At 69.6% G+C, this 18560-nt stretch carries 17 protein-coding genes; 11 read left to right on the forward strand and 6 right to left on the reverse strand.

Translation table 11 applies throughout. The features are described 5' to 3' along the window. The first annotated feature begins 19 nt into the window (after window positions 1-19). Both LWF15_RS08420 and LWF15_RS37385 read left to right on the forward strand, forming a co-directional pair. Entirely contained in the window at window positions 20-454 is a 435-nt protein-coding gene (locus LWF15_RS08420) for a MarR family winged helix-turn-helix transcriptional regulator (RefSeq protein WP_232809836.1), read from the forward strand. Window positions 455-523: 69 nt separating this feature from the next. Then, on the forward strand, window positions 524-1387 hold the full coding sequence (locus tag LWF15_RS37385) for an AraC family transcriptional regulator (protein WP_232809837.1): 864 nt from the start codon (window positions 524-526) through the stop codon (window positions 1385-1387). Here LWF15_RS37385 and LWF15_RS08430 read toward each other — a convergent pair. The 3 genes from LWF15_RS08430 to LWF15_RS08440 all read right to left on the reverse strand — a co-directional run bounded on the left by LWF15_RS08430 (window position 1365) and on the right by LWF15_RS08440 (window position 3875). Then, the gene (locus tag LWF15_RS08430; protein ID WP_232809838.1) at window positions 1365-2123 is read right to left on the reverse strand and encodes a class I SAM-dependent methyltransferase; all 759 of its coding nucleotides are present in this window, start codon (window positions 2121-2123) and stop codon (window positions 1365-1367) included. The two genes, LWF15_RS37385 and LWF15_RS08430, sit on opposite strands and share 23 nt — an antisense overlap. Before the next feature lie 204 nt (window positions 2124-2327). Continuing rightward, a complete protein-coding gene (locus LWF15_RS08435) occupies window positions 2328-2825 on the reverse strand; it encodes a WapI family immunity protein (RefSeq protein WP_232809839.1) in 498 nt (165 codons plus the stop codon). 66 nt (window positions 2826-2891) lie between these two features. Beyond that, the gene (locus LWF15_RS08440) at window positions 2892-3875 is read right to left on the reverse strand and encodes an MsnO8 family LLM class oxidoreductase (RefSeq protein ID WP_232809840.1); all 984 of its coding nucleotides are present in this window, start codon (window positions 3873-3875) and stop codon (window positions 2892-2894) included. A gap of 182 nt (window positions 3876-4057) precedes the next feature. On the opposite strand from LWF15_RS08440, the gene LWF15_RS08445 reads away from it, so the two are divergent. The 5 genes from LWF15_RS08445 to manD all read left to right on the forward strand — a co-directional run bounded on the left by LWF15_RS08445 (window position 4058) and on the right by manD (window position 9134). Next, window positions 4058-4795, forward strand: a complete 738-nt coding sequence (locus tag LWF15_RS08445; protein WP_232809841.1) for a FadR/GntR family transcriptional regulator — start codon at window positions 4058-4060, stop codon at window positions 4793-4795. 114 nt (window positions 4796-4909) lie between these two features. Continuing rightward, on the forward strand, window positions 4910-6196 hold the full coding sequence (locus LWF15_RS08450) for an extracellular solute-binding protein (RefSeq protein WP_232809842.1): 1287 nt from the start codon (window positions 4910-4912) through the stop codon (window positions 6194-6196). After that, window positions 6196-7083 (forward strand): carbohydrate ABC transporter permease, encoded by an 888-nt coding sequence (locus LWF15_RS08455; protein ID WP_232809843.1) that lies wholly within the window; start codon window positions 6196-6198, stop codon window positions 7081-7083. Before LWF15_RS08450 ends, LWF15_RS08455 begins: the two co-directional genes overlap by 1 nt. Further along, window positions 7080-7892 (forward strand): carbohydrate ABC transporter permease, encoded by an 813-nt coding sequence (locus LWF15_RS08460; protein ID WP_232809844.1) that lies wholly within the window; start codon window positions 7080-7082, stop codon window positions 7890-7892. The genes LWF15_RS08455 and LWF15_RS08460 overlap by 4 nt, the downstream gene beginning before the upstream one ends. Before the next feature lie 15 nt (window positions 7893-7907). Further along, window positions 7908-9134 carry a D-mannonate dehydratase ManD gene (manD, locus tag LWF15_RS08465; protein WP_232809845.1) on the forward strand — a complete coding sequence of 409 codons (1227 nt, stop codon included), beginning with the start codon at window positions 7908-7910 and terminating at the stop codon, window positions 9132-9134. 181 nt (window positions 9135-9315) lie between these two features. On the opposite strand, the gene LWF15_RS08470 is transcribed toward manD, so the two are convergent. Further along, on the reverse strand, window positions 9316-9996 hold the full coding sequence (locus tag LWF15_RS08470; RefSeq protein WP_232809846.1) for a nitroreductase family protein: 681 nt from the start codon (window positions 9994-9996) through the stop codon (window positions 9316-9318). Window positions 9997-10043: 47 nt separating this feature from the next. Between LWF15_RS08470 and LWF15_RS08475 the strand changes: the two genes are divergently transcribed. Genes LWF15_RS08475 through LWF15_RS08485 form a run of 3 tightly spaced genes read left to right on the forward strand, consistent with a single transcriptional unit; the run spans window position 10044 to window position 12747 of the window. Then, on the forward strand, window positions 10044-10886 hold the full coding sequence (locus LWF15_RS08475) for an LLM class flavin-dependent oxidoreductase (RefSeq protein WP_232809847.1): 843 nt from the start codon (window positions 10044-10046) through the stop codon (window positions 10884-10886). 4 nt (window positions 10887-10890) lie between these two features. Then, on the forward strand, window positions 10891-12183 hold the full coding sequence (locus tag LWF15_RS08480) for an NtaA/DmoA family FMN-dependent monooxygenase (RefSeq protein ID WP_232809848.1): 1293 nt from the start codon (window positions 10891-10893) through the stop codon (window positions 12181-12183). 12 nt (window positions 12184-12195) lie between these two features. Continuing rightward, entirely contained in the window at window positions 12196-12747 is a 552-nt protein-coding gene (locus tag LWF15_RS08485; protein ID WP_232809849.1) for a hypothetical protein, read from the forward strand. A 54-nt stretch (window positions 12748-12801) separates the two neighbouring features. Here the strand turns inward: LWF15_RS08485 and LWF15_RS08490 are convergent, their stop codons facing one another. Next, window positions 12802-13200, reverse strand: coding sequence for a winged helix-turn-helix transcriptional regulator (locus LWF15_RS08490; protein ID WP_232809850.1), 399 nt, complete (start codon window positions 13198-13200; stop codon window positions 12802-12804). A gap of 130 nt (window positions 13201-13330) precedes the next feature. On the opposite strand from LWF15_RS08490, the gene LWF15_RS08495 reads away from it, so the two are divergent. Next, the gene (locus LWF15_RS08495) at window positions 13331-14185 is read left to right on the forward strand and encodes an SDR family oxidoreductase (protein ID WP_232809851.1); all 855 of its coding nucleotides are present in this window, start codon (window positions 13331-13333) and stop codon (window positions 14183-14185) included. Window positions 14186-14236: 51 nt separating this feature from the next. On the opposite strand, the gene LWF15_RS08500 is transcribed toward LWF15_RS08495, so the two are convergent. After that, window positions 14237-18385, reverse strand: a complete 4149-nt coding sequence (locus LWF15_RS08500; RefSeq protein WP_232809852.1) for a bifunctional nitrate reductase/sulfite reductase flavoprotein subunit alpha — start codon at window positions 18383-18385, stop codon at window positions 14237-14239. Window positions 18386-18560 lie beyond the last annotated feature (175 nt).

The following is an 18560-nucleotide window of genomic DNA, read 5'->3' on the forward strand; positions in this document are numbered from 1 at the left end:
GAGGAGGTGGCAAGTCGGCATGGAACTGGCTCCGCAGGACATCGACGGCCTGGTCAAGTGGTCCCTGATCCGGGCCGCCCGGCAGGCCGAGCGCGAGTTCACCGAGGTGTTCGCCGCGCACGGGCTCTCACCGGTGCAGTTCGGCGTGCTGTGCCACCTGTCCACCGGGGCCACGTTCACCCAGGCCCAGCTGGCGCGGGAGGTGCTGGTGCGCCCGCAGTCGATCAGCGGCGTCCTGGACGGACTGGTCGAGCGCGGCCTGGTCCGCCGGGAGGGCGGGCGGGCCAAGGGGCGCCGCAACCCGCTGACGCTGACCGATGCGGGACACGCGCTGATGGAGGAGGTCTGGCCCGAGGTGCAGGCCCAGAACCAGCTGGAGCAGGCGGGGCTGAGCCGCGCCGAGACGCAGGACTTCAACGCGGTGCTGCTGAGGATGGTTTACGGCCAGCCCTGATCCGGTAGCCCGGACGTGGGGCGGGCCGGGCGGACCGGGCCTGTGAAGCGGCCGAAGTACGCTCACGGGGTGGACGTTCTCGATCAGGCCCTGGCCGGGCTGAGGATCGGTCGCGCACAGGCCTGCACGGTTCGTCTGTCCGGCACCTGGGGTTATCGCTACCCGGCCTTCGACGGCAGCGGCTTCCACCTGTTGCTGTCCGGCTCCGCCTGGCTGCTGACCTCGACCGACGCCCCGCGCCTGCTCACGGCCGGCGACGTGGTCCTCACACCCCACGGCGCCGAGCACGGCCTCAGCCACGCACCGGCCGCCCTGGCCGCCCTGCCCCGCGCGGTGCCGGAGGTGGACCTGCCCCAGCCGGCCCGGCCCGACGTGGAACTGCTGTGCGGCGCCTACTGGCTCGAGCACGGCCAGGTTCACGACTCGCTACGGGCCCTGCCGGACGTCGTGACCGTCTCACCCGACCTTGAAGGCAATCCTGAACTGGGTCCCCTGTTCCAGCTGATGCGAGCGAAGCTGGCTGAGAGCGGGCCGGGATCCGGCACCACCCGTCCCGCCCTGCTGGACCTGATGCTCACGAACCTGCTGCAGCAGTGGATCTTCGACCACCACGACCCGGCGATCGCCCGGGTGCTGGAGCAGATCCACGCCGCTCCCGAGCGGCCGTGGACCGTCCCGGACCTGAGCGCACTGGCCGGCCTGTCCAAGACCACCTTCAGTGAGCGCTTCACCGACGCTGTGGGCCGCCCTCCCAAGCGCTGCCTGACCAGCTGGCGCCTGGCGCGCGCCGCCGGTTTCCTCCGTGACACCGACCTGCCGCTGGCCGCCATCGCCCGCAGGGTCGGCTACGCCAGCGAGTTCGCCCTCAGCAGCGCCTTCCGCCGCGAATACGGCGTCGCCCCAGGGCGCTTCAGGACCTACCGCGAGCCGTGACGAGACGCGCGCGGGCCGGGAGGCGGTAGCTGCCGGTGCCAGTGCGGTGCTGCGCCAGGTCGTCGGTCATCATCTGCCGGGCCCGGGCCAGTTGCTGCTCGGTGAGGGCACCGAACAGCGCCGCGAGCGGTCCGAAGCCGGTGTCGAAGCGCCACCAGGTCTCGAAGTCCGGGTACTCGGCCTCCCAGGCGAACCAGCGGGCCTCGACGTCGCGCAGTCCTGCTGCCGAGAGGTGCGACTCGATCGGTACCGGCTGGGCGAACACGGCTTCGAAGTCCGGCACCGCCCCTGCCGGCAGCACTGCGCGCAGCACGGCCAGCCCGATCCGGGTGTACGGGCTGTCTGCGGTGTCGGTCCAGGCAGCCAGGCCCAAGACCCCTTGGGGCCGCAGGATGCGGGCAGCCTCCCGCGCTGACTGGGCGAAGTCGGGTGTTCCGGGGCTGAGCAGACCCACCCGGGAGATCACCGCATCAGCGCTGTGGTCTTCCAGCCCCAGGGCCGTCATGTCCATCACCTGGAAGTCGACGGCCGACCCAGCTGCTTTCGCCTCGGCGATCACGGCCGGATCGATGTCGATGCCGGTGATCCGCAGATCCGGCCTGCGTTCGGCCAGTCTCAGGCTCAATGTGCCTGTCCCGCAGGCCAGATGGACGACGCGGGCAGCTTCGGGCAGTCCGTCCAGCCGGGACAGGATCGGGTCGATCAGACCGTCGAGCAGGCGCATGGTGTCGGGCACGAACGTTCCTCCGAGTACGAGAGTGGGGACGTCGTCATTCCACCAAGTCGGGCTCAACGGCGGCCATACTGCTGCGACCAGAGCACATACGCGTGTGGACGCATCTCCCCACGAGGGCTGAAAGACAGTTCGGCCGTGTCGAGCAGGCCTCGGACCCCACCCCGGACACGTGGTCAGGCCGCCGGCCAGATCCAGGTCTCCTGGCTACGACCGCCTCGGGAACACCGCCGACTGCGCGTTCCACTCCTGTGCCGCGCGCAGCACCGACTCCCGGGGGCAGGTCAGGTCGACGATGATGTCCTCGGCCCAGTCCGGGGCGGACTCGTACGCCATGTGCACCCGCAGGGAGATTGTCTCCTCTGTGTAACCAGCCACGCTGAAGGCCAGGTTGGGTTCGACGAAGATGGCCGCCGCATCCGGGCTCTCGTCATCGTCGGGCAGGACAGCCGCCTGTTCGGGCGCAACCACCTCGACCTGTCCCTGGGCCGCCCCGGCCAGCCACTCGCCGAGTTCGCCGGCCTCCCAGGTCAGCAGGGCAGGATCGGTGAACGCCCAGGCGCGGCCGTCCGCCAGAACGACTTCGCCCTCGATGATCAGCCAGTTCGCGTCGTAGTCGGCGTGGGCGCGGCTGACCGCGTCAGGGAACTGGTAACCCACCGGCTGCAGGCGCACCGAGGTGCCGTCAGCGGAATGCAGATCCATGTCACCCAGGGTGCCGCACGCACCGCCGCCGCGGGGACGGGGTGCCGCTGGGGCAACGCCCCGGGACTATCCGGCCGTTGCAGTCCTGGGCAGCAGCAGAGACGCGAGTTCGGCGTCCGAGGCGTGCAGGGCGTCCCTGTCGTATGTGGCTCCGGACGCCAGGATTTCGTCGGCTCCGGTCCGCTCGGCCAGCTGCTCGAGCCGCTCAGCCACGGACCGGCGGGTTCCCCAGACCATCCCGGCCAGGTGCGCCTCCACTTGGTTCGCCATCCGGGCGGTCATCGGCTGGGACCTGATCGAGGAGAGGGGTTCCAGTGCGGGGAACAGACCGGTCTGCCGCGATCGGGCCATCGCCCAGGCTTCCGGCAGCGCCAGCTCGCGGGCCTGCTCCTGGGTGTCGGCGATCAGGACCTCGGTGGAGACGATGATCGACGGGCTGGTGTTGCCCCGGAACTGGGTGCGGTAGGACGCGAGCAGGTCAGGCAGGTCGGGGCTGCTCAGGATCGGCCCACCGATCACGACGGGCAGTCCGAGAGACGCGGCGATGCCGATCCCGGCGCCGGTGGCCAGGACGAGAACGGGGATGGGCTCGTGGGCGACCGGGTGGGCGGTGATGTCGGCGCTGCCGCGTAGGTAGGCCAGGGTCTCGGTGATGTCGGCCGCGAAGGTGTCGGTGCCGGCTTCCTGACGCAGCGCGCGGCGTACGGGGGCCGTGAATCCGAGCGAGCGTCCCAGGCCTAGGTCGACCCGTCCGGGGTAGAGCGCCGCCAGCATCAGGAACTGCTCGGCGACGACCAGTGGCTGGTGGTTGGGCAGCATGACGCCGCCCGAGCCGAGGCGGATGGTTCGGGTCTGGGCCCCGATCGCGGCCAGGAGCACGCCCGGTGCTCCCGAGGCGATCCCGGGCACCGCGTGGTGCTCGGCGACCCAGAAGCGCTCGTACCCAGATTGTTCGGCTGTACGGGCCCGTTCGATCGAATGGACGAGTGCGTCGCCTTCGGGATGTCCGGCGCGGGTGCGTGACCGGTCGAGCAGGGAGAGGCGGAGCATTGGCCCTGCGTTCCTCCCTGCTGGCGGTCCTCCTGGGTGGCCGGGTGCCACGAAGGGACTCAACTCGACGGCTCCGGAGGCCATTCCCACCATGGCGCCGCTTTGCCACTCACTCCGGCTGGACGAGGTCGGCTCGCGGTCCGGAGCCTCGGGGGATCAGCCGTAGTCCCTATCCTTCAGGCATGTCCTCCGACGATTCCTTCCGCCCGGCCGTGCGCGGTCTGCTGACCGAGCGCATCGCCCGGCAGTTGGAGCACGAGATCCGCGAGGGCGAGCTGGCCGTCGGTACCAAGCTGGCGAGTGAGCGGGAGCTGGCGCAGCGCTTCGGGGCCAGCCGCAACGTGGTGCGTGAGGTGTTGCGCCGGCTGGAGGCGCAGCATCTGATCGACGTGCAGCCGGGGCGCGGGTCGTACGTGACGGCGCAGGGGGACCGCTCGCCGTTCGCCGGTGCGCGGCCGACGGTGCGGCAGCTGATCGAGGCCCGTCTGCCGGTCGAGGTGGAGATCGCCGGTCTGGCGGCGGAGCGCGCGGGCCAGGCGGAGATCGAGGTTCTCAACCGGGCCCACGAGCGGGTGCTGCAGGCTCCGGACGCGGCCGAGAAGGCTCGGGCCGACCTGGCGTTCCATGACGCGATCGCGGCGGCCAGCGGAAACCCGGTGCTACAGGTGATGCTGTCCTCGATCGGGGGCCCGATGTTCGAGATGATGCTGCGCTCGAACTCGGATCCGGCGATCGGTGAGCCGGGAGTGCCGCACCACGCCGAGATCCTGGACGCGATCATCGAGCACGACGTGGCCCGGGCCCGTTCGCACATGCACGAGCACCTGGCCCTGGGGCTGCGCACGTACGGCGCGGACCTGGACACCAGCCTGGACGTGATGGCCACCCGTCATCTCGACCGCCTCCTGCGTCAGGCCTGAGAGGGCTGCGCCGACCGTCTTGTGCCCTCGTCGCTGCGTTGCTACCGTCCAACTGGTCCAACTGGTACTACCAGTTGGACCAGAGCTTCGAGTGAGTCGACGGCAAGGACGACGATGTCTGGCACAGACCTGAACAGGCGCGCTTTCGGGCGACTGCTGGCCGCAGGGGTGGGCGCTGCGGCGCTGTCCGCCTGCGGGGGCCGCAGCACGCCCGGCGCCAACACCCCCTTACGCATCTCCGCGATCAACCACGTCTGGTCGCAGGCGGTCCAGGAGCGGCTGCCCGAGTTCGAGGAACGCATCGGCCGACGGGTCAGCATGCAGATGCTCACCGCCGACCAGCTCTCCAACAGCTACAACGTCAAGCTGAACGCATCGGCCAAGGACATCGACGTGATGATGGTCCGGCCGCTGCAGGACCAGCTGCTCTTCGCCCGTAACGGCTGGCTGGCCGACCTCAGCGACCTGGTCGGGGACACGGCGTTCGGATGGGCGGACTTCCAGGAAGCACCCCGGGAACGCTCGATCACCCGCGACAAGGTGCTCAGCGTGCCGGTGGTCACCGAGCGCCCGGCCCTGTACTACCGCAAGGACCTGGTCGAGGGCCCACCGGCCACCCTCGAGGCGCTGCGCGAGGAGGCGTTCCGGCTCACCAGCGACGAGCTGTTCGGCTACGTCGGGCGGGGTCAGCGCAGCGGCGCCGTCACCCAGTGGTCCAGCTTCCTGTACTCCTTCGGCGGGGACTTCACCACCGCCGAAGGAGGCTCGGGCATTGGATCGCCGGAGGCGGTGGCCGCCTACCGCTTCTACGGCGAGCTCCTGGACCGCGCCGGGCCGCCCGGTGCGACCAACATGAGCCTGGAACAGGCCATGCCGATCTTCGCCCAGGGCAAGGCCGCCTTCTACATCGACGCCGACGCGATCTACTCCAACTTCCTGGACCCGGCCATCTCGACGGTCCAGGAGCAGGTGGGGTTCGCGCCGTTCCCGGCCGGGCCGGCCGGGTCCAGGCCGCACAACATCCCGTCCTGGAGCGTGGGCATCAACCAGTTCTCGATGCTGCGCGAGGACGCCTGGCAGTTCATCGAGTGGATCTCCGGTGCGCAGATGGTCACCGAACTGCAGGCGGCCGGCATCCCTGGCGCCCGTACATCGGCCTGGGACGACCCCGAGACGCTCACCGCCTTCCCGGCGGACCTGGCCGAGGCGATGCGGATCAACGCCGAGAACGGCATCGGACACGACCGTCCCGAGGTCATCCAGGTGGGACGGGCCCGCGACATCGTGGGACGCCCGCTGGTGGCGGGAATCATCGGTGAGGACGTGGCCCCGGTCGCGGCCGACGCCCATGCCGAGTTCGCCGATTTCCTGGTCCGCGACAACCGTCAGCAGGAGTTCTGATGTCCGGCTTCGACAGGTCCAACCGGCGCCTGCGCTGGCTGATGCTGGCCCCGGCCCTGGGTTTCGTCGGCGCGATGATCATCTTCCCGTTGCTGTTCACCCTCAACCTCTCCCTGACCGATGCCTTCGGCGCCGTCAACGCGGGCAAGGGCTACAACGGCGGGCAGAACTACTTGGACGCCCTCGGCGACGGGCGGCGTTTCTGGCCCGCGGTGTGGCGCACCCTGTACTTCACGGTCGGCGCCGTCCTGATCGAGACCATCCTCGGCCTGGCCATCGCCATGCTGCTGCGCAAGCCTTTTCGGGGCATGCGGGTGGTCCGCTCGATCCTGATGGTGCCGCTGCTGGCCACCCCGGTGGCGATCGGCATCCTGTGGCTGCTGATCCTCGACCCCACCAACGGCATCGCCAACCACCTGCTGGGTTCCGTCGGGATCGCCCCGCAGGAGTTCCTGGGGTCGGTCAGCCAGTCGCTGCCGGTGCTGATGCTCATCGACGTGTGGCAGTGGACGCCGATGATGGCCCTGCTGCTGCTGGCCGGGCTGAGCACCCTGCCGCAGGATCCCGAGGAAGCAGCCCAGGTGGACGGCGCGAACGCCTGGCAGCGCTTCCGGTACGTGATCCTGCCGGGCCTGATGACCACGCTGATGACGGCGCTGGTGCTGCGCGCGGTCGACGCCCTGAAGACCTTCGACATCCTGTATGCGACCAAGGGCCCGGGCGGAGGCTCGGACTTCGAGGTCGAGACGCTCAACGTGTACGCGTACGGGCTCACCTTCGACTACCAGGAGTACGGCCTGGCCGCCGCCGTGCTGGTGCTCTTCACCCTGTTCATCGTCGGGGTCGTCGTGCTGCTGCGACGCCGCTCCCGGGAGGCCTCCGCATGAAACGCTCGTACTGGACGGCGCTTCGGGCGCTGGCCATCACCGTGGTCTGCCTGATCATCGCGATGCCCGTGGTCTGGATGATCGCCGCCGCGTTCAAGACGAACGTCCAGGTCACCGATCCCAGCGTGGGCCTGGTCTTCAGCCCCACGCTGGAGAACTTCCGCAATGTGCTCGCCGACGGCGAGATCGTGCGCTCGCTGGGCAACTCGGCGCTGGTCGGTGTGGTCTCGACCGTGCTCTCGGCGCTGATCGCGGTACCGGCCGCGTGGGCGGTCGGGCGGTTCCGGATGCACTCGACCGGTTCGCTGGTGCTGGTCGCGCGGATCGTGCCTGCCATCTCGCTGCTGGTGCCCTGGTACTACCTGTTCGCCCAGATCGGGCTGGTCGGCTCGTACACCGTGCTGGTGCTCAGCCACATGTTCGTCTCGGTCCCGCTGATCCTGTGGATCATGATCGGCTTCTTCGAGGGACTGCCGATCGAACTGGAGGAGGCCGGCCGGGTCGACGGGCTGAGCGCGTTCGGCGCGTTCCGGCGCATCGCCCTGCCGCTGGCCGCGCCGGGCACCGCCACCGCCTGCGTGCTGGCGTTCATCTTCAGCTGGAACAACTTCATGTTCGCGCTGATCCTCTCGGACGAGAACACCAAGACGATGCCGGTGACGCTGTTCAACTTCATCTCCTACGCCTCCACCGACTGGGGCGGGCTGATGGCCGCGGCCACGCTGATGACGGTGCCGGTGCTGATCGCCGCCGTCCTCGGCCAGAAATACCTCGTGGCCGGCCTGACCGCCGGCGCCACCAAGGGCTGAAAGGGGCCTGCCTTTATGAAGATCGTCGACGCCAGGGTCATCGTGACCAGCCCGGGACGCAACTTCGTCACCCTGAAGATCACCACCGACGAGGGGGTCACCGGTCTGGGCGACGCCACCCTCAACGGCCGCGAACTGGCGGTCGTGTCGTACCTGCGCGACCACGTCGTCCCGCTGCTGATCGGCCTGGACCCGCACCGCATCGAGGACACCTGGCAGACGCTGTACCGGGGTGCGTACTGGCGGCGCGGGCCGGTGACCATGGCGGCCATCGCCGCGGTGGACGTCGCCCTGTGGGACATCAAGGCCAAGGTGTGCGGGCAGCCGCTGTACCAGCTGCTGGGCGGGGCCTCCCGGGAGCGGGTGCGCGCCTACGGGCACGCCAACGGCCGTGACATCCCCGAACTGCTCGACTCGGTGCGGGCGCGGCTGGCCGAGGGGTACAAGAGCGTGCGGGTGCAGACCGGGGTTCCCGGCCTGGGGACCGTCTACGGCGTGCACTCGGGTACCGCGATCGCCGAGACGGTGGACGGGCAGCGGGTGGACGCGCGGGCCCGGCCCGTGGTGGAGGACTGGGACACCGGCGCCTACATGCGTCACCTGCCCACGGTGCTCGAGGCCGTCCGCCACGAGTTCGGCCCGAACCTGCCGCTGCTGCACGACTCCCACCACCGCCTGACCCCGCAACAGGCCGCCCGCCTGGGCCAGAGCATCGAACCGTACGACCTGTTCTGGCTGGAGGACTGCACACCGGCCGAGGACCAGCAGGGCCTGCGGCTGGTGCGCCAGCACACCACCGTGCCGCTGGCCATCGGCGAGGTGTTCAACACCGTCTACGACTACCAGACGCTCATCGACGAACGCCTCATCGACTACGTCCGCTCGGCGGTCACGCACTTCGGTGGCGTCACCCCCATGCACAAGCTGTTCTCCTACGCCGCGACCCGGCAGATCAAGAGCGCCATCCACGGGCCGGAGGACATCTCGCCGGTGGGCATGGCCGCCGCCATCCACCTCGACATCGCGGTGCACAACTTCGGTATCCAGGAGTACTCCGGGCACACCCCGCTGACCAACGAGGTCTTCCGGCACAGCTACGTCTTCGAGGACGGCCACCTGCTGCCGGGCGCGGAGCCGGGACTCGGGGTGGAACTGGACGAGGAACTGGCCGCCGCGCACCCGTACCAGCCGGCCTATCTGCCCATCAACCGCCTGCAGGACGGCACCATTCACGACTGGTGAGCCCAGCCGCACCGCACCACATCGCACTGCGCCGTCCGGCCGTCACCACTGGCCGGACGGCGCGGGAGCCTGGACCGGACGACAAAGTCTAGTCATTTTGTAGAGTATTGGTTACGATCGTGACCGGTTGTCCGCAGCGGCGGTTCGCTCATCACCGGATCACGAAGGAGCACAGCGTGTCTCAGGTGCGTGGGCGGGACTCGCCCCAGCGGTTGAAGTGCACGACCTGCTCCACCGGCAGACGCCGCGGCTGGGCCCAGCGCCCGCGGGCGGGGTAGCCCAGCGGGATCAGGGCCATGGTCAGGGCGTCCTCGGGAAGGCCCAGCAGTGAGCCGATCTCACTCTCGTAGGCGACGTGGAACGTGGTCAGGGTGCTGCCGATGCCGTAGGCGCGGGCGGCCAGCTGCAGTTGCTGCACCGCGCCGTAGATCGAGGAGCCCAGTCGCGGGTTGGTGGAGCCGGCGGCCTGCCGCAGCACCGGGATCACCCACACGGGAGCCTCGTGCAGGTGGTGGGCCAGGTGCTCGGCGGCCCGGTAGGTGGCCGGGCTCATCCCCGCATCGGTGGGTGGCGCGTTCAGCACCTCCGCGCGGCGGGAGCCGTAGGCCCGGTCCCAACCGTCCCGGTACCGGGCGGCCACCTGCTCCTTGATCGTGGCGTCGGTGACCACCACCCAGCCCCAGGACTGGCGATTGCCGCCCGAGGGGCCGCGGGTGGCCGCATCGAGTACGGCCCACAGCACGTCGTCCGGGATCGGTCGGTCGGAGAGGTAACGCCGTGACGGCGTCGAGTGCAGGGCGTCGAGAACCGAGAGGCTGTGGGGATCGCCTGTGGGGGAGCCGGATTCGCTGGAAGCGGTCATGCCGTTCGACGATAGGGCAAAGCGGCGTGCAGGGGGAGAGGACTGAGATGGTCGATCGGAAAATGCTTCTCGGCGTCACCGTCGCACCGTCCGATCCGGATCTGCTGATCGAGCAGGTCCGCTTCGCCGAGCAGGCCGGCCTGGACTTCGTGCTGTTCGAGGACGCCGGCGCACCGCTCAGCCCGATCGAGGCGGCGGCCTTCGCCGCCGCCCACACCCGCTCGATCGCCCTGGTGGCCGGCGCCGCGGCGACCCATGCCGAGCCGTTCCACCTGGCCAACCAGTTCGCCAGCCTGGACTGGGGAACGCACGGGCGGGCCGGCTGGTTCGTGAGCACGGACCGCACTTCCCAGCGCAGCCAGGCCTATTCAACGAGCGTGCCCGATCCGGACACCGCCCAGCGGGAGAGTGAGGCCGTCGTGCAGACGGCGCGGCGGTTGTGGGACTCGTGGGAGGACGAGGCCCTGATCGCCGACCTGGACACGGGACGCTTCCTGGACGCCGGGAAGATCCACTACGTCGACGTCGAGAACGAGTTCTTCCGGATCCGGGGTCCGGCGCTGATGCCCCGGCCGGTGCAGGGGCAGGTCGTCGTGCTGGCCCGGCACAAGGACCAGATCCCAGACGTGGACGTTGTTCTGGTCGAGACGCTCGAACAGGCAGATCGGACGACGTCTCGAGTCTTTGCGGAAACCAGTGACGTGAACGACATCCGAACCCTGGACGGTCACGTCGACGGCGTGCTGGTGCGAGCCGACGATCCCCGCAACGTGTTCGGCGAGAACGTCCTACGGGAACTGGGACGCCCCGGTGTTCCTGTGGCCGCGGAAACTCTGCGCCAGAAGCTCGGACTACCGCGCCCGGCCAGCCAGAACCGAAAGGAGAGGTGACCCGATGGGCGAGTACGCACGTCCTCAAGCACGTATCCATCTCAACGCGTTCTTCCCGTTCGGCCCGATCTACCGGTGGAACGAAGTGGACCGGCCCGAGCGCTACTACGAGTTCGAAGGGTTCGCCCAGCTGGCGCAGACCGCCGAACGCGGGCTGTTCACCGCCGTGTTCCTGGGGGACAGCCAGCGGCTGCGCGAGCATCTGGGCCGGATCACCGACACGGCGGTCACCGGACGCCCCGACCAGCTGGTCCTGTTCGCTCACCTGGCCGCCCTGACCAGCCGGATCGGGCTGGTCGCCACGGTCAACGCCACCTACACCGACCCGGTCGAACTGGCCCGCCGCATCGCCACCCTCGAGACCCTCAGCCACGGGCGGTCGGGCTGGAACCTGGTGACCACCCACAATGCTTGGACCGGCGAGAACTTCCGCCGCGGAGGCTATCTCGGCCACGCCGACCGTTACCGGCACGCCCTGGAGTACCTGCAGATCGTGCAGGGGCTGTGGGCGGGGGAGCGGGTCGAGCACGAGGGCCCCTTCTACCGGATCACGGCCGGGCCCTTCGCTGAACGGCACCCGCAGCAGCAGCCGGTGCTGTTCCAGGCCGGCGAGTCCGACGAGGGCCGCGACTTCGCGGCCCAGCACGCCGAGGCCATCTTCTCCCGCTACCTCGACTTCGACTCCGCCCTGGCCTTCGCCCAGGACCTCACCCGCAGGGTCCAGGCCCAGGGCCGGACCCGCGAGCACCTGCGCATCTTCCCGGGCGCGCGGATCACCCTGGGCGAGACCGCGCAGGACGCCCAGGAACGCAGCGACGAGTTCGAGCGCAGTACCTGGAGCGACCGGCGCATCCTGGCCGTTCTGGAAAGTGTCTGGGGCACAGACCTGTCCGCCTACGACGTGGACGGCCCGCTACCGGCGACCGATCCGGTGACGCCGGAGCAGACGGTGACGCACGGGGTGGTCAACAGCAGCGACCGGCCGGTGGCCACCGCCCGGGCCTGGCGGGATCTGGCCGAGGGCAAGGGGTGGTCGATCCGTCAGCTGGTGCTGCACCTGAACCGGGGCGGTGGTTTCGTCGGCACGCCCGGAGAGGTGGCCGACCGCCTGGCGCACTACGTGCGCTCCGGGGCGATCGACGGTCTGAACCTGGTCGCGAACGGTGTGCCGCACGGTTTCGACGACGTGGTGGAGCGCCTGGTCCCCGCACTGCAGGAACGCGGCGTGTATCCGGCGGAGTACGCCGGTGACACCCTGCGCGCGAACCTGGAAATGCGACATTACGCCACGCCCTAGAAGATCTTGAGCATGCGCACATGGCTCGTCGGAGCACCCCGCTGGAAGCTCGGCCTGTTTCAGGGGACCCTCTTCGGGACCTTCATGGCCGTCTTCGCCGCCTTCTTCTCCAGCGGTTCCGGGGAGGGCGCGGGCCGTTTCGTCGGTGCCGTGGTCGGGGGTGTGGTCGGCGGCGTGTTCTTCGGCTTCTTCATGAGCCACTTCATCGCGAACAAGAACGCGGCCCTGATCGGTGCAGCCGGGCTGGACGATCCCGCGGAGCTGCGCCAGGCCGTCCGCGCCGCCCGCCGGGGACCCGTTCCGGCCGATCCCCGTATCCGTCAGGCCGCCCTTCGGGTGGCCCGGCACCAGCTCAGTGAGCTCGAGGGCCAACGCACCGGCTCGCTGGCCGTTTTCGCCCTGTTCATTCTCGTCTACGTCGCCATGGCGTTCCTGAGCTCGCCCTGGTGGCTGGTCGCAGCGGTCTTCTTCACGGCCATGCTGATCGTCACCGTGATGCAGCCCAGCCGCCTGGCCAACCGCATCGTCGACCTGGACACCGCGGACAGCGAGGCCACCCTCTGAGGAAACGCCTCATGCAGGAGGCGTTTCCTCCTGTCCTTCGATCAGCCTGACAGCTCAGCGTTTTCCGGTGCGGTCGTCGTACGCCTCACGGGCGTCGACCACGTCCTCGATGTGCTGCACCGACCACTCGGTGAGGGCCTTCAGGGGACCTCGAAGAGTCTGGCCCAGTGGTGTCAGCTCGTACTCCACGCGGATCGGCGCCTCCGGGTACACGGTACGCACGAGGAGTCCGTCGCGCTCGAGCGTGCGCAGCGTCTGCGTGAGCATCTTCTCGCTGATGCCCTCGAGCTCCTGACGTAGCTGCGTGAACCGGCACGCCCCGCGCCGGCCGAGCTCACCCAGCACGAGGACGGCCCACTTGCTGCCGATCTGGTCGAGCAGGTCGCGCGAGGGGCAGCCACGGGCGTACGGATCCCAGGACGATGTGCGCTCGCTCACGTTCTCGGTACTCATCACACGCCTCACCTCGATCCTTTCGCCCGGGTGGCCACCTTACCTCGAAGTTCGTTCTTACCAAAAGAGAGCGACCAGGTCATCGTGGGGTTTGCGCCGGGGAACGTCCGCGGCGGAAAGGACAATCATCATGTCGATCGTGGTCACTGCCGCTTCGGGCAACCTGGGCCGGCTCACCGTCGAGGCGTTGCTGAGCCGTGGGGTGCCGGCCGCCGACATCGTTACGACCAGTCGTGACATCACCCGGATCAAGGACTTCGCCGATCGCGGGGTTCAGGTCCGCCGGGCCGACTTCGCCGAGCCCGACAGCCTGCCCGCGGCCTTCGAGGGTGCGGACAAGCTCCTGCTGATCTCCACCACGACCCCGAGCGAGCGCGTCGCCAACCACCGGCGCGCCATCGACGCCGCGGTCGCGGCGGGCGTGTCCATGGTCGCGTTCACCAGCATGTTGCACGCGGACTCATCCACCACCATTCTCGCTCCCACCCACTGGGCGACGGAACAGTACCTGCACGAGCGCATCCCCTATGTGATGCTGCGCAACAGCTGGTATCTGGAGAACTACACCGTCCAGCTGCCCCAGGTGCTCTCCGGGGGAGTGCTCCTGGGGGCCGCCGGCCAAGGCCGGATCAGCGCCGCCACCCGAGCCGACTACGCCGAGGCCGCCGCCACCGTGCTGAGCACCGACGGCCACGTCGGCCAGACGTACGAGCTGGGCGGGGACGAGGCCTTCACCCTGACGGAGCTGGCTGCGGCGATCTCGGCCGCTGCCGGGAAGCAGATCGAGTACACCGATCTCCCGGTCGAGGCGTTCGCCCGGGCGCTGACCGAGGCGGGCATGCCCGCCGATCTGGCCGGCGTCCTGTCCGACGCCGACCGCGCCATGAGCCACGACGAGCTGTACACCGAATCCTCAGACCTGAGAAAGCTGATCGGACGGGCGACCGTGACTCCTGCCGAGGCGATCGCGGCCGCGCTCAGCTGACCGGCTCACGCTGCCCCCTCCAGGGCGCGTCGAGTGCTGTTCGGCCCGCTCTCAGTAGACGTCCCGGGCGTACCGACGTTCCGTGATCATCTTCTTGCGGTACTCCTGCGCCTCGTCCTCGCTCAGACCGCCGTGCCCACGGATGATCTCGAGCAGGCTCTGGTCGACATCACGGGCCATCCGGGTGGCGTCACCGCAGACGTAGAAGTGGGCGCCGTCCTCGAGCCACTTCCACAGCTGGGCACCGTGTTCCTGCATGCGCTGCTGAACGTAGATGCGCTGGCGCTGGTCCCGGGAGAAGGCCAGGTCGAGGCGGGTGAGGAAGCCGTCGCTGAACATCTGCTGCAGCTCGTCGCGGTAGTAGAAATCGCTGTCGCGGTGCTGGTCGCCGAAGAACAGCCAGTTGCGGCCGGTGTGGCCGAGCTCCCGGCGTTCGTGCAGGAAGGCGCGGAAGGGCGCGATACCCGTCCCTGGCCCGACCATGATCATCGGCGTGGACGAGGCCGTGGGCGGGCGGAAGCCGGGTGCGGCCTGCACGTACACGGGGACGGGCTCGTCGCCCGCCCGGTCGGCCAGGTAGGTCGAGCAGACCCCGCCGCGCGCCTCGTCCGCCTCGTTGGTGTACCGGACGACGGAGACGGTCAGCTCGACGCGGTGGGGGTCGTGCAGCGGGGTCGAGGAGATCGAGTACTGCCGGGGCTGAAGGCGCCGCAGGACGCCGAGCCAGTCTGTCATGGGCCGCTGAACCGGGAAGTGCCGCAACAGGTCCACGGCGTGCCGGCCCCACAGCCAGCGTTCCAGCTGTTCCTTGTTGTCCCTGCGTAGCAGGTGGGCCAGGGCTGGGTCGCTGTTGTGCCCGGCGACGAACTGCAGCAGTTCCCGGTTGATCCGGCTGATGTCGAACGAGGTCTGCAGGGCCTCGAACAGTCGCACATGCTGGCCGTCGACCTCGATGGTGTGGTTGCCGTCGAGGCCGGTGGCCTGCAGCCAGTCGTGGACGTGCTCGGCGTGGTTGGTCGGGAGCACGCCGAGGGCGTCCCCGGCCCGGTAGGTCACGCTCTCGTCGGTCAGGGCGAGGCCGATCCGGCGCACCTCCTTACCGGAGCCGGGCCCGGACAGGACGTCGTTGGTCACGAGGTGGGCGATGGCGGGATTGGCCCGGGTTCCCAGCGCCCCGGGGGAGCGGGTGGGTGACGGCGCGGTGCGCGGTTCGGTCCGCGCTGGGCTGGTGTTCGGCCGGGCGGCGAGAAGGTCGATGACGCGATCCAGCCAGGCTTCTGCCTGTTCCTCGTCGTCGGGTTCGCAGTCCACGCGCTCGGCGATCCGGACCGCGCCGAGCTCGCTCAGGCGTGCGTCGAGGGCCTTGGCGTGGCCGCAGAAGTTGTCGTAGGCCGAGTCGCCCATCCCGAGCACGGAGTAGCGGACGCCGTCGAGGCGAGGGGCGTCCGCGGCGGCCAGGGCGCTCCACAGGCCGGCGCCGTTGTCGGGCGGGCCGCCGTCGCCGAAGGTGCTGGTCACCAGCAGTAGCGTCCCGCTTGACGAAAGAGTCGCGACGTCAACGGAATCCATCTCGATCACACGGGTGGAAAGGGTGCGGGTGGCGAACTGCTCGGCTGCCCGCGCGGCGAAGTCCTCCGCGTTCCCGGTCTGCGAGGCCCAGAGAATCGTGGCCGCAGCCGGATTGGCCTCAACAGTGGTTTTGAGGACGCTTGTGGGCACGCTTTCGGGGACGGCTTCGGTGTGGGCCGGGCGTGGGTCGGGCAGTCGGGAGTAGGTGCCCGCGAGCAGGCCGTCGACCCACAGGCGCACCGGCTGGCTCAGGGGCGCGCCGTCGGGCAGAACGGGAACCCGCTCGGCGACCGCAGCTGGCGTCAGGGCAGTCAGGAAGCCGCTCAGGTAGAGCTGCTCCCGGTCGCTCAGTTGCGGCGGGGTCAGTGTGGTGAGTCCCAGTGCGGCAGCCAGGGGATGGGTTTCGGGCTCCACGGTTGGTGCGGGCGCGGGGGTGGTGGGGATCCGGGTGAGGGCGACGGCGCAGGCCTTGAACTCCGGTTGCAGGGAGTCGGGGTCGACGGCGTCGTTGGTGACGGCGTTGATGGCCAGGTACTCGCCGTGCTCGTCGTTCCAGTGGAACGGCACGAAACAGCAGCCGGGGCGGATCCGATCGTTGACTACGGCCGGCAGGACCGCTCGGCCCCGCCGGGAGGCGACCTCCACCTGATCACCGTCGGCGATGCCGAGCCGGGAGGCGTCGTCGGGGTGGATCTCCACGAACGGGCCGGGGTTGAGCTTGTTGAGCTTGGCCACCTTCCCGGTCTTGGTCATCGTGTGCCACTGGTGCTGAAGGCGTCCCGTGGTCAGCACCAGCGGGAAGTCGTCGTCCGGCATCTCCTTGGCGGGCATGTGGGGCCGGGCGTGGAACACGGCCCGGCGCGAGGGGGTCGCGAACGCCAGGCGCGGGGCGACGCCGTCCGGGCTGACGTGCAGGGTCTGGCTGACGCCGTCGTTGAGGTAGCGGATCGGGTTGCGGGCCGGACCTTCCGGCGGGCAGGGCCACTGCACCGGAGACTCCCGCAGCCGTTCGTACGTCACCCCGCGCAGGTCGTAGCCGGTGTTCGGGTTCGAGAACCGGCGGATCTCGTCGAAGACCTCCTCGCTGGAGGCGTAGCTGAACTGCTCACCGAAGCCGAGCGCGCTCGCCACCTGGGCGATCAGCTGCCAGTCGGGACGGGAGGCGCCGGCCGGCGGAACCGACGACGACAGCAGGGTCAGGTTGCGCTCGGAGTTGACCATGACGGCGTCGGACTCGGCCCACAGCGTGGCCGGCAGGACGATGTCGGCGTAGTCGTTGGTCGCCGTGGCCCGGTAGGTGTCCTGGGTGATGACCAGCTCGGCGGCCTCGAGCCCGGTGATCACGGTGCTGCGGTTGGCCATGCTCGCGACCGGGTTGGTGCAGATGATCCAGCAGGCCTTGATCGTTCCCTCGCCGAGCTGCCGGAACAACTCGACCGTGCCCGGCCCGACCTCGGTGCGAATCGTCCCGGCTTCGAGTCCCCACTGCTCCTCGACGAACGTCCGGTCGGCAGCGGAGAGCACCGAGCGCTGCCCGGGCAGGCCCGGGCCCATGTAACCCATCTCCCGGCCGCCCATCGCGTTGGGCTGGCCGGTCAGCGACATCGGCCCGCTGCCGGGCCGGCCGATCGCCCCGGTGGCCAGGTGCAGGTTGCAGATCGCGTTGGTGTTCCAGGTGCCGTGGGTGCTCTGGTTCAGGCCCATCGTCCAGCAGGTCATCCACTCACCGGCCTCACCGATCCACGCGGCCGCCGTGCGCAGGTCGGCCTCGGGGATACCGGTGATCTCGCTGACCCGCTGCGGCGGGTAGTCGGCCAGGAACTGCGGCATCCCCTCCCAGCCCTGGGTGTGCTCGGCGATGAACGCCTCGTCGATCTGGCCTGCCAGGACCAGCAGGTGCAGCAGGCCGTTCAGCAGGGCCAGGTCCGTGCCCGGGGTGATCTGCAGGAACAGGTCGGCGCGCTCGGCGGTGGCGGTGCGGCGCGGGTCGACCACGATCAGGCGCCCTCCCGCCTTCAGCCGGTTGGCCATCCGCAGGAACAGGATCGGATGGCAGTCGGCCATGTTCGAGCCAATGACCAGGAACAGGTCGGCGTGGTCGAAGTCGTCGTACGAGCCAGGCGGGCCGTCCGCGCCCAGGCTCTGCTTGTACCCGGTGCCCGCGCTGGCCATGCACAGGCGGGAGTTGGACTCGATGTGCACGGTACGCAGGAAGCCCTTGGCCAGCTTGTTCGCCAGGTACTGGGCCTCGATCGACATCTGCCCCGACACGTACAGGGCCACCGCGTCCGGCCCGTGCTCCTGGACGATCCGCCGCAGGCCGTCGGCCGCCGCCTGCACGGCCTCGTCGACGTCAACCGGCTCCAGCGGCGCCTCCCGCGACGTGCGACGGTAGGCCGTGACCGCCCGGTCGTCGTCGGCCTTCATCAGGTCCGCGTGCGTGGCCCCCTTCGTGCACAGCCGTCCCGCGTTGGCTGGGTGCGCCTTGTCCCCGCTGACCTTGGTGATCACCGGCCGCCCGTCCGGTCGCACCCCGGTCTGCACGACGACCCCGCAGCCCACCCCGCAGTACGAGCACTGCGTGCGGCTCGGTGGCCGGCCGGTGGGGGCAGGAGCGTTCGGATCAGGCACCGGCTGATCGTTGCAACCGTGTGTTGCGAGCCGTGTTGCTGTGGTGAACAGGACGTCAAGGACATCTCACGGCGGGGTGGGGGCTCGGAGAGGTTGGCGGACGCGGTCCCACAATGAGTACGCACCATGCCCCCACCGTTGCGTCGTGTGGTTGGCTCATGTGGACCATAGACCC

Source organism: Kineosporia rhizophila, assembly GCF_021277265.1.
GTDB classification, from domain to species: domain Bacteria; phylum Actinomycetota; class Actinomycetes; order Actinomycetales; family Kineosporiaceae; genus Kineosporia; species Kineosporia rhizophila.

Excerpts from the sequence above, each read along its gene's own strand:
- LWF15_RS08420 (WP_232809836.1), top strand. The coding sequence starts at position 20 with ATGGAACTGGCTCCGCAGGACATCGACGGCCTGGTCAAGTGGTCCCTG.
- LWF15_RS08435 (WP_232809839.1), bottom strand. The coding sequence starts at position 2,825 with ATGGATCTGCATTCCGCTGACGGCACCTCGGTGCGCCTGCAGCCGGTG.
- LWF15_RS08440 (WP_232809840.1), bottom strand. The coding sequence starts at position 3,875 with ATGCTCCGCCTCTCCCTGCTCGACCGGTCACGCACCCGCGCCGGACAT.
- LWF15_RS08445 (WP_232809841.1), top strand. The coding sequence starts at position 4,058 with ATGTCCTCCGACGATTCCTTCCGCCCGGCCGTGCGCGGTCTGCTGACC.
- LWF15_RS08450 (WP_232809842.1), top strand. The coding sequence starts at position 4,910 with ATGTCTGGCACAGACCTGAACAGGCGCGCTTTCGGGCGACTGCTGGCC.
- LWF15_RS08455 (WP_232809843.1), top strand. The coding sequence starts at position 6,196 with ATGTCCGGCTTCGACAGGTCCAACCGGCGCCTGCGCTGGCTGATGCTG.
- LWF15_RS08460 (WP_232809844.1), top strand. The coding sequence starts at position 7,080 with ATGAAACGCTCGTACTGGACGGCGCTTCGGGCGCTGGCCATCACCGTG.
- manD (WP_232809845.1), top strand. The coding sequence starts at position 7,908 with ATGAAGATCGTCGACGCCAGGGTCATCGTGACCAGCCCGGGACGCAAC.
- LWF15_RS08470 (WP_232809846.1), bottom strand. The coding sequence starts at position 9,996 with ATGACCGCTTCCAGCGAATCCGGCTCCCCCACAGGCGATCCCCACAGC.
- LWF15_RS08475 (WP_232809847.1), top strand. The coding sequence starts at position 10,044 with ATGGTCGATCGGAAAATGCTTCTCGGCGTCACCGTCGCACCGTCCGAT.
- LWF15_RS08480 (WP_232809848.1), top strand. The coding sequence starts at position 10,891 with ATGGGCGAGTACGCACGTCCTCAAGCACGTATCCATCTCAACGCGTTC.
- LWF15_RS08485 (WP_232809849.1), top strand. The coding sequence starts at position 12,196 with ATGCGCACATGGCTCGTCGGAGCACCCCGCTGGAAGCTCGGCCTGTTT.
- LWF15_RS08490 (WP_232809850.1), bottom strand. The coding sequence starts at position 13,200 with ATGAGTACCGAGAACGTGAGCGAGCGCACATCGTCCTGGGATCCGTAC.
- LWF15_RS08495 (WP_232809851.1), top strand. The coding sequence starts at position 13,331 with ATGTCGATCGTGGTCACTGCCGCTTCGGGCAACCTGGGCCGGCTCACC.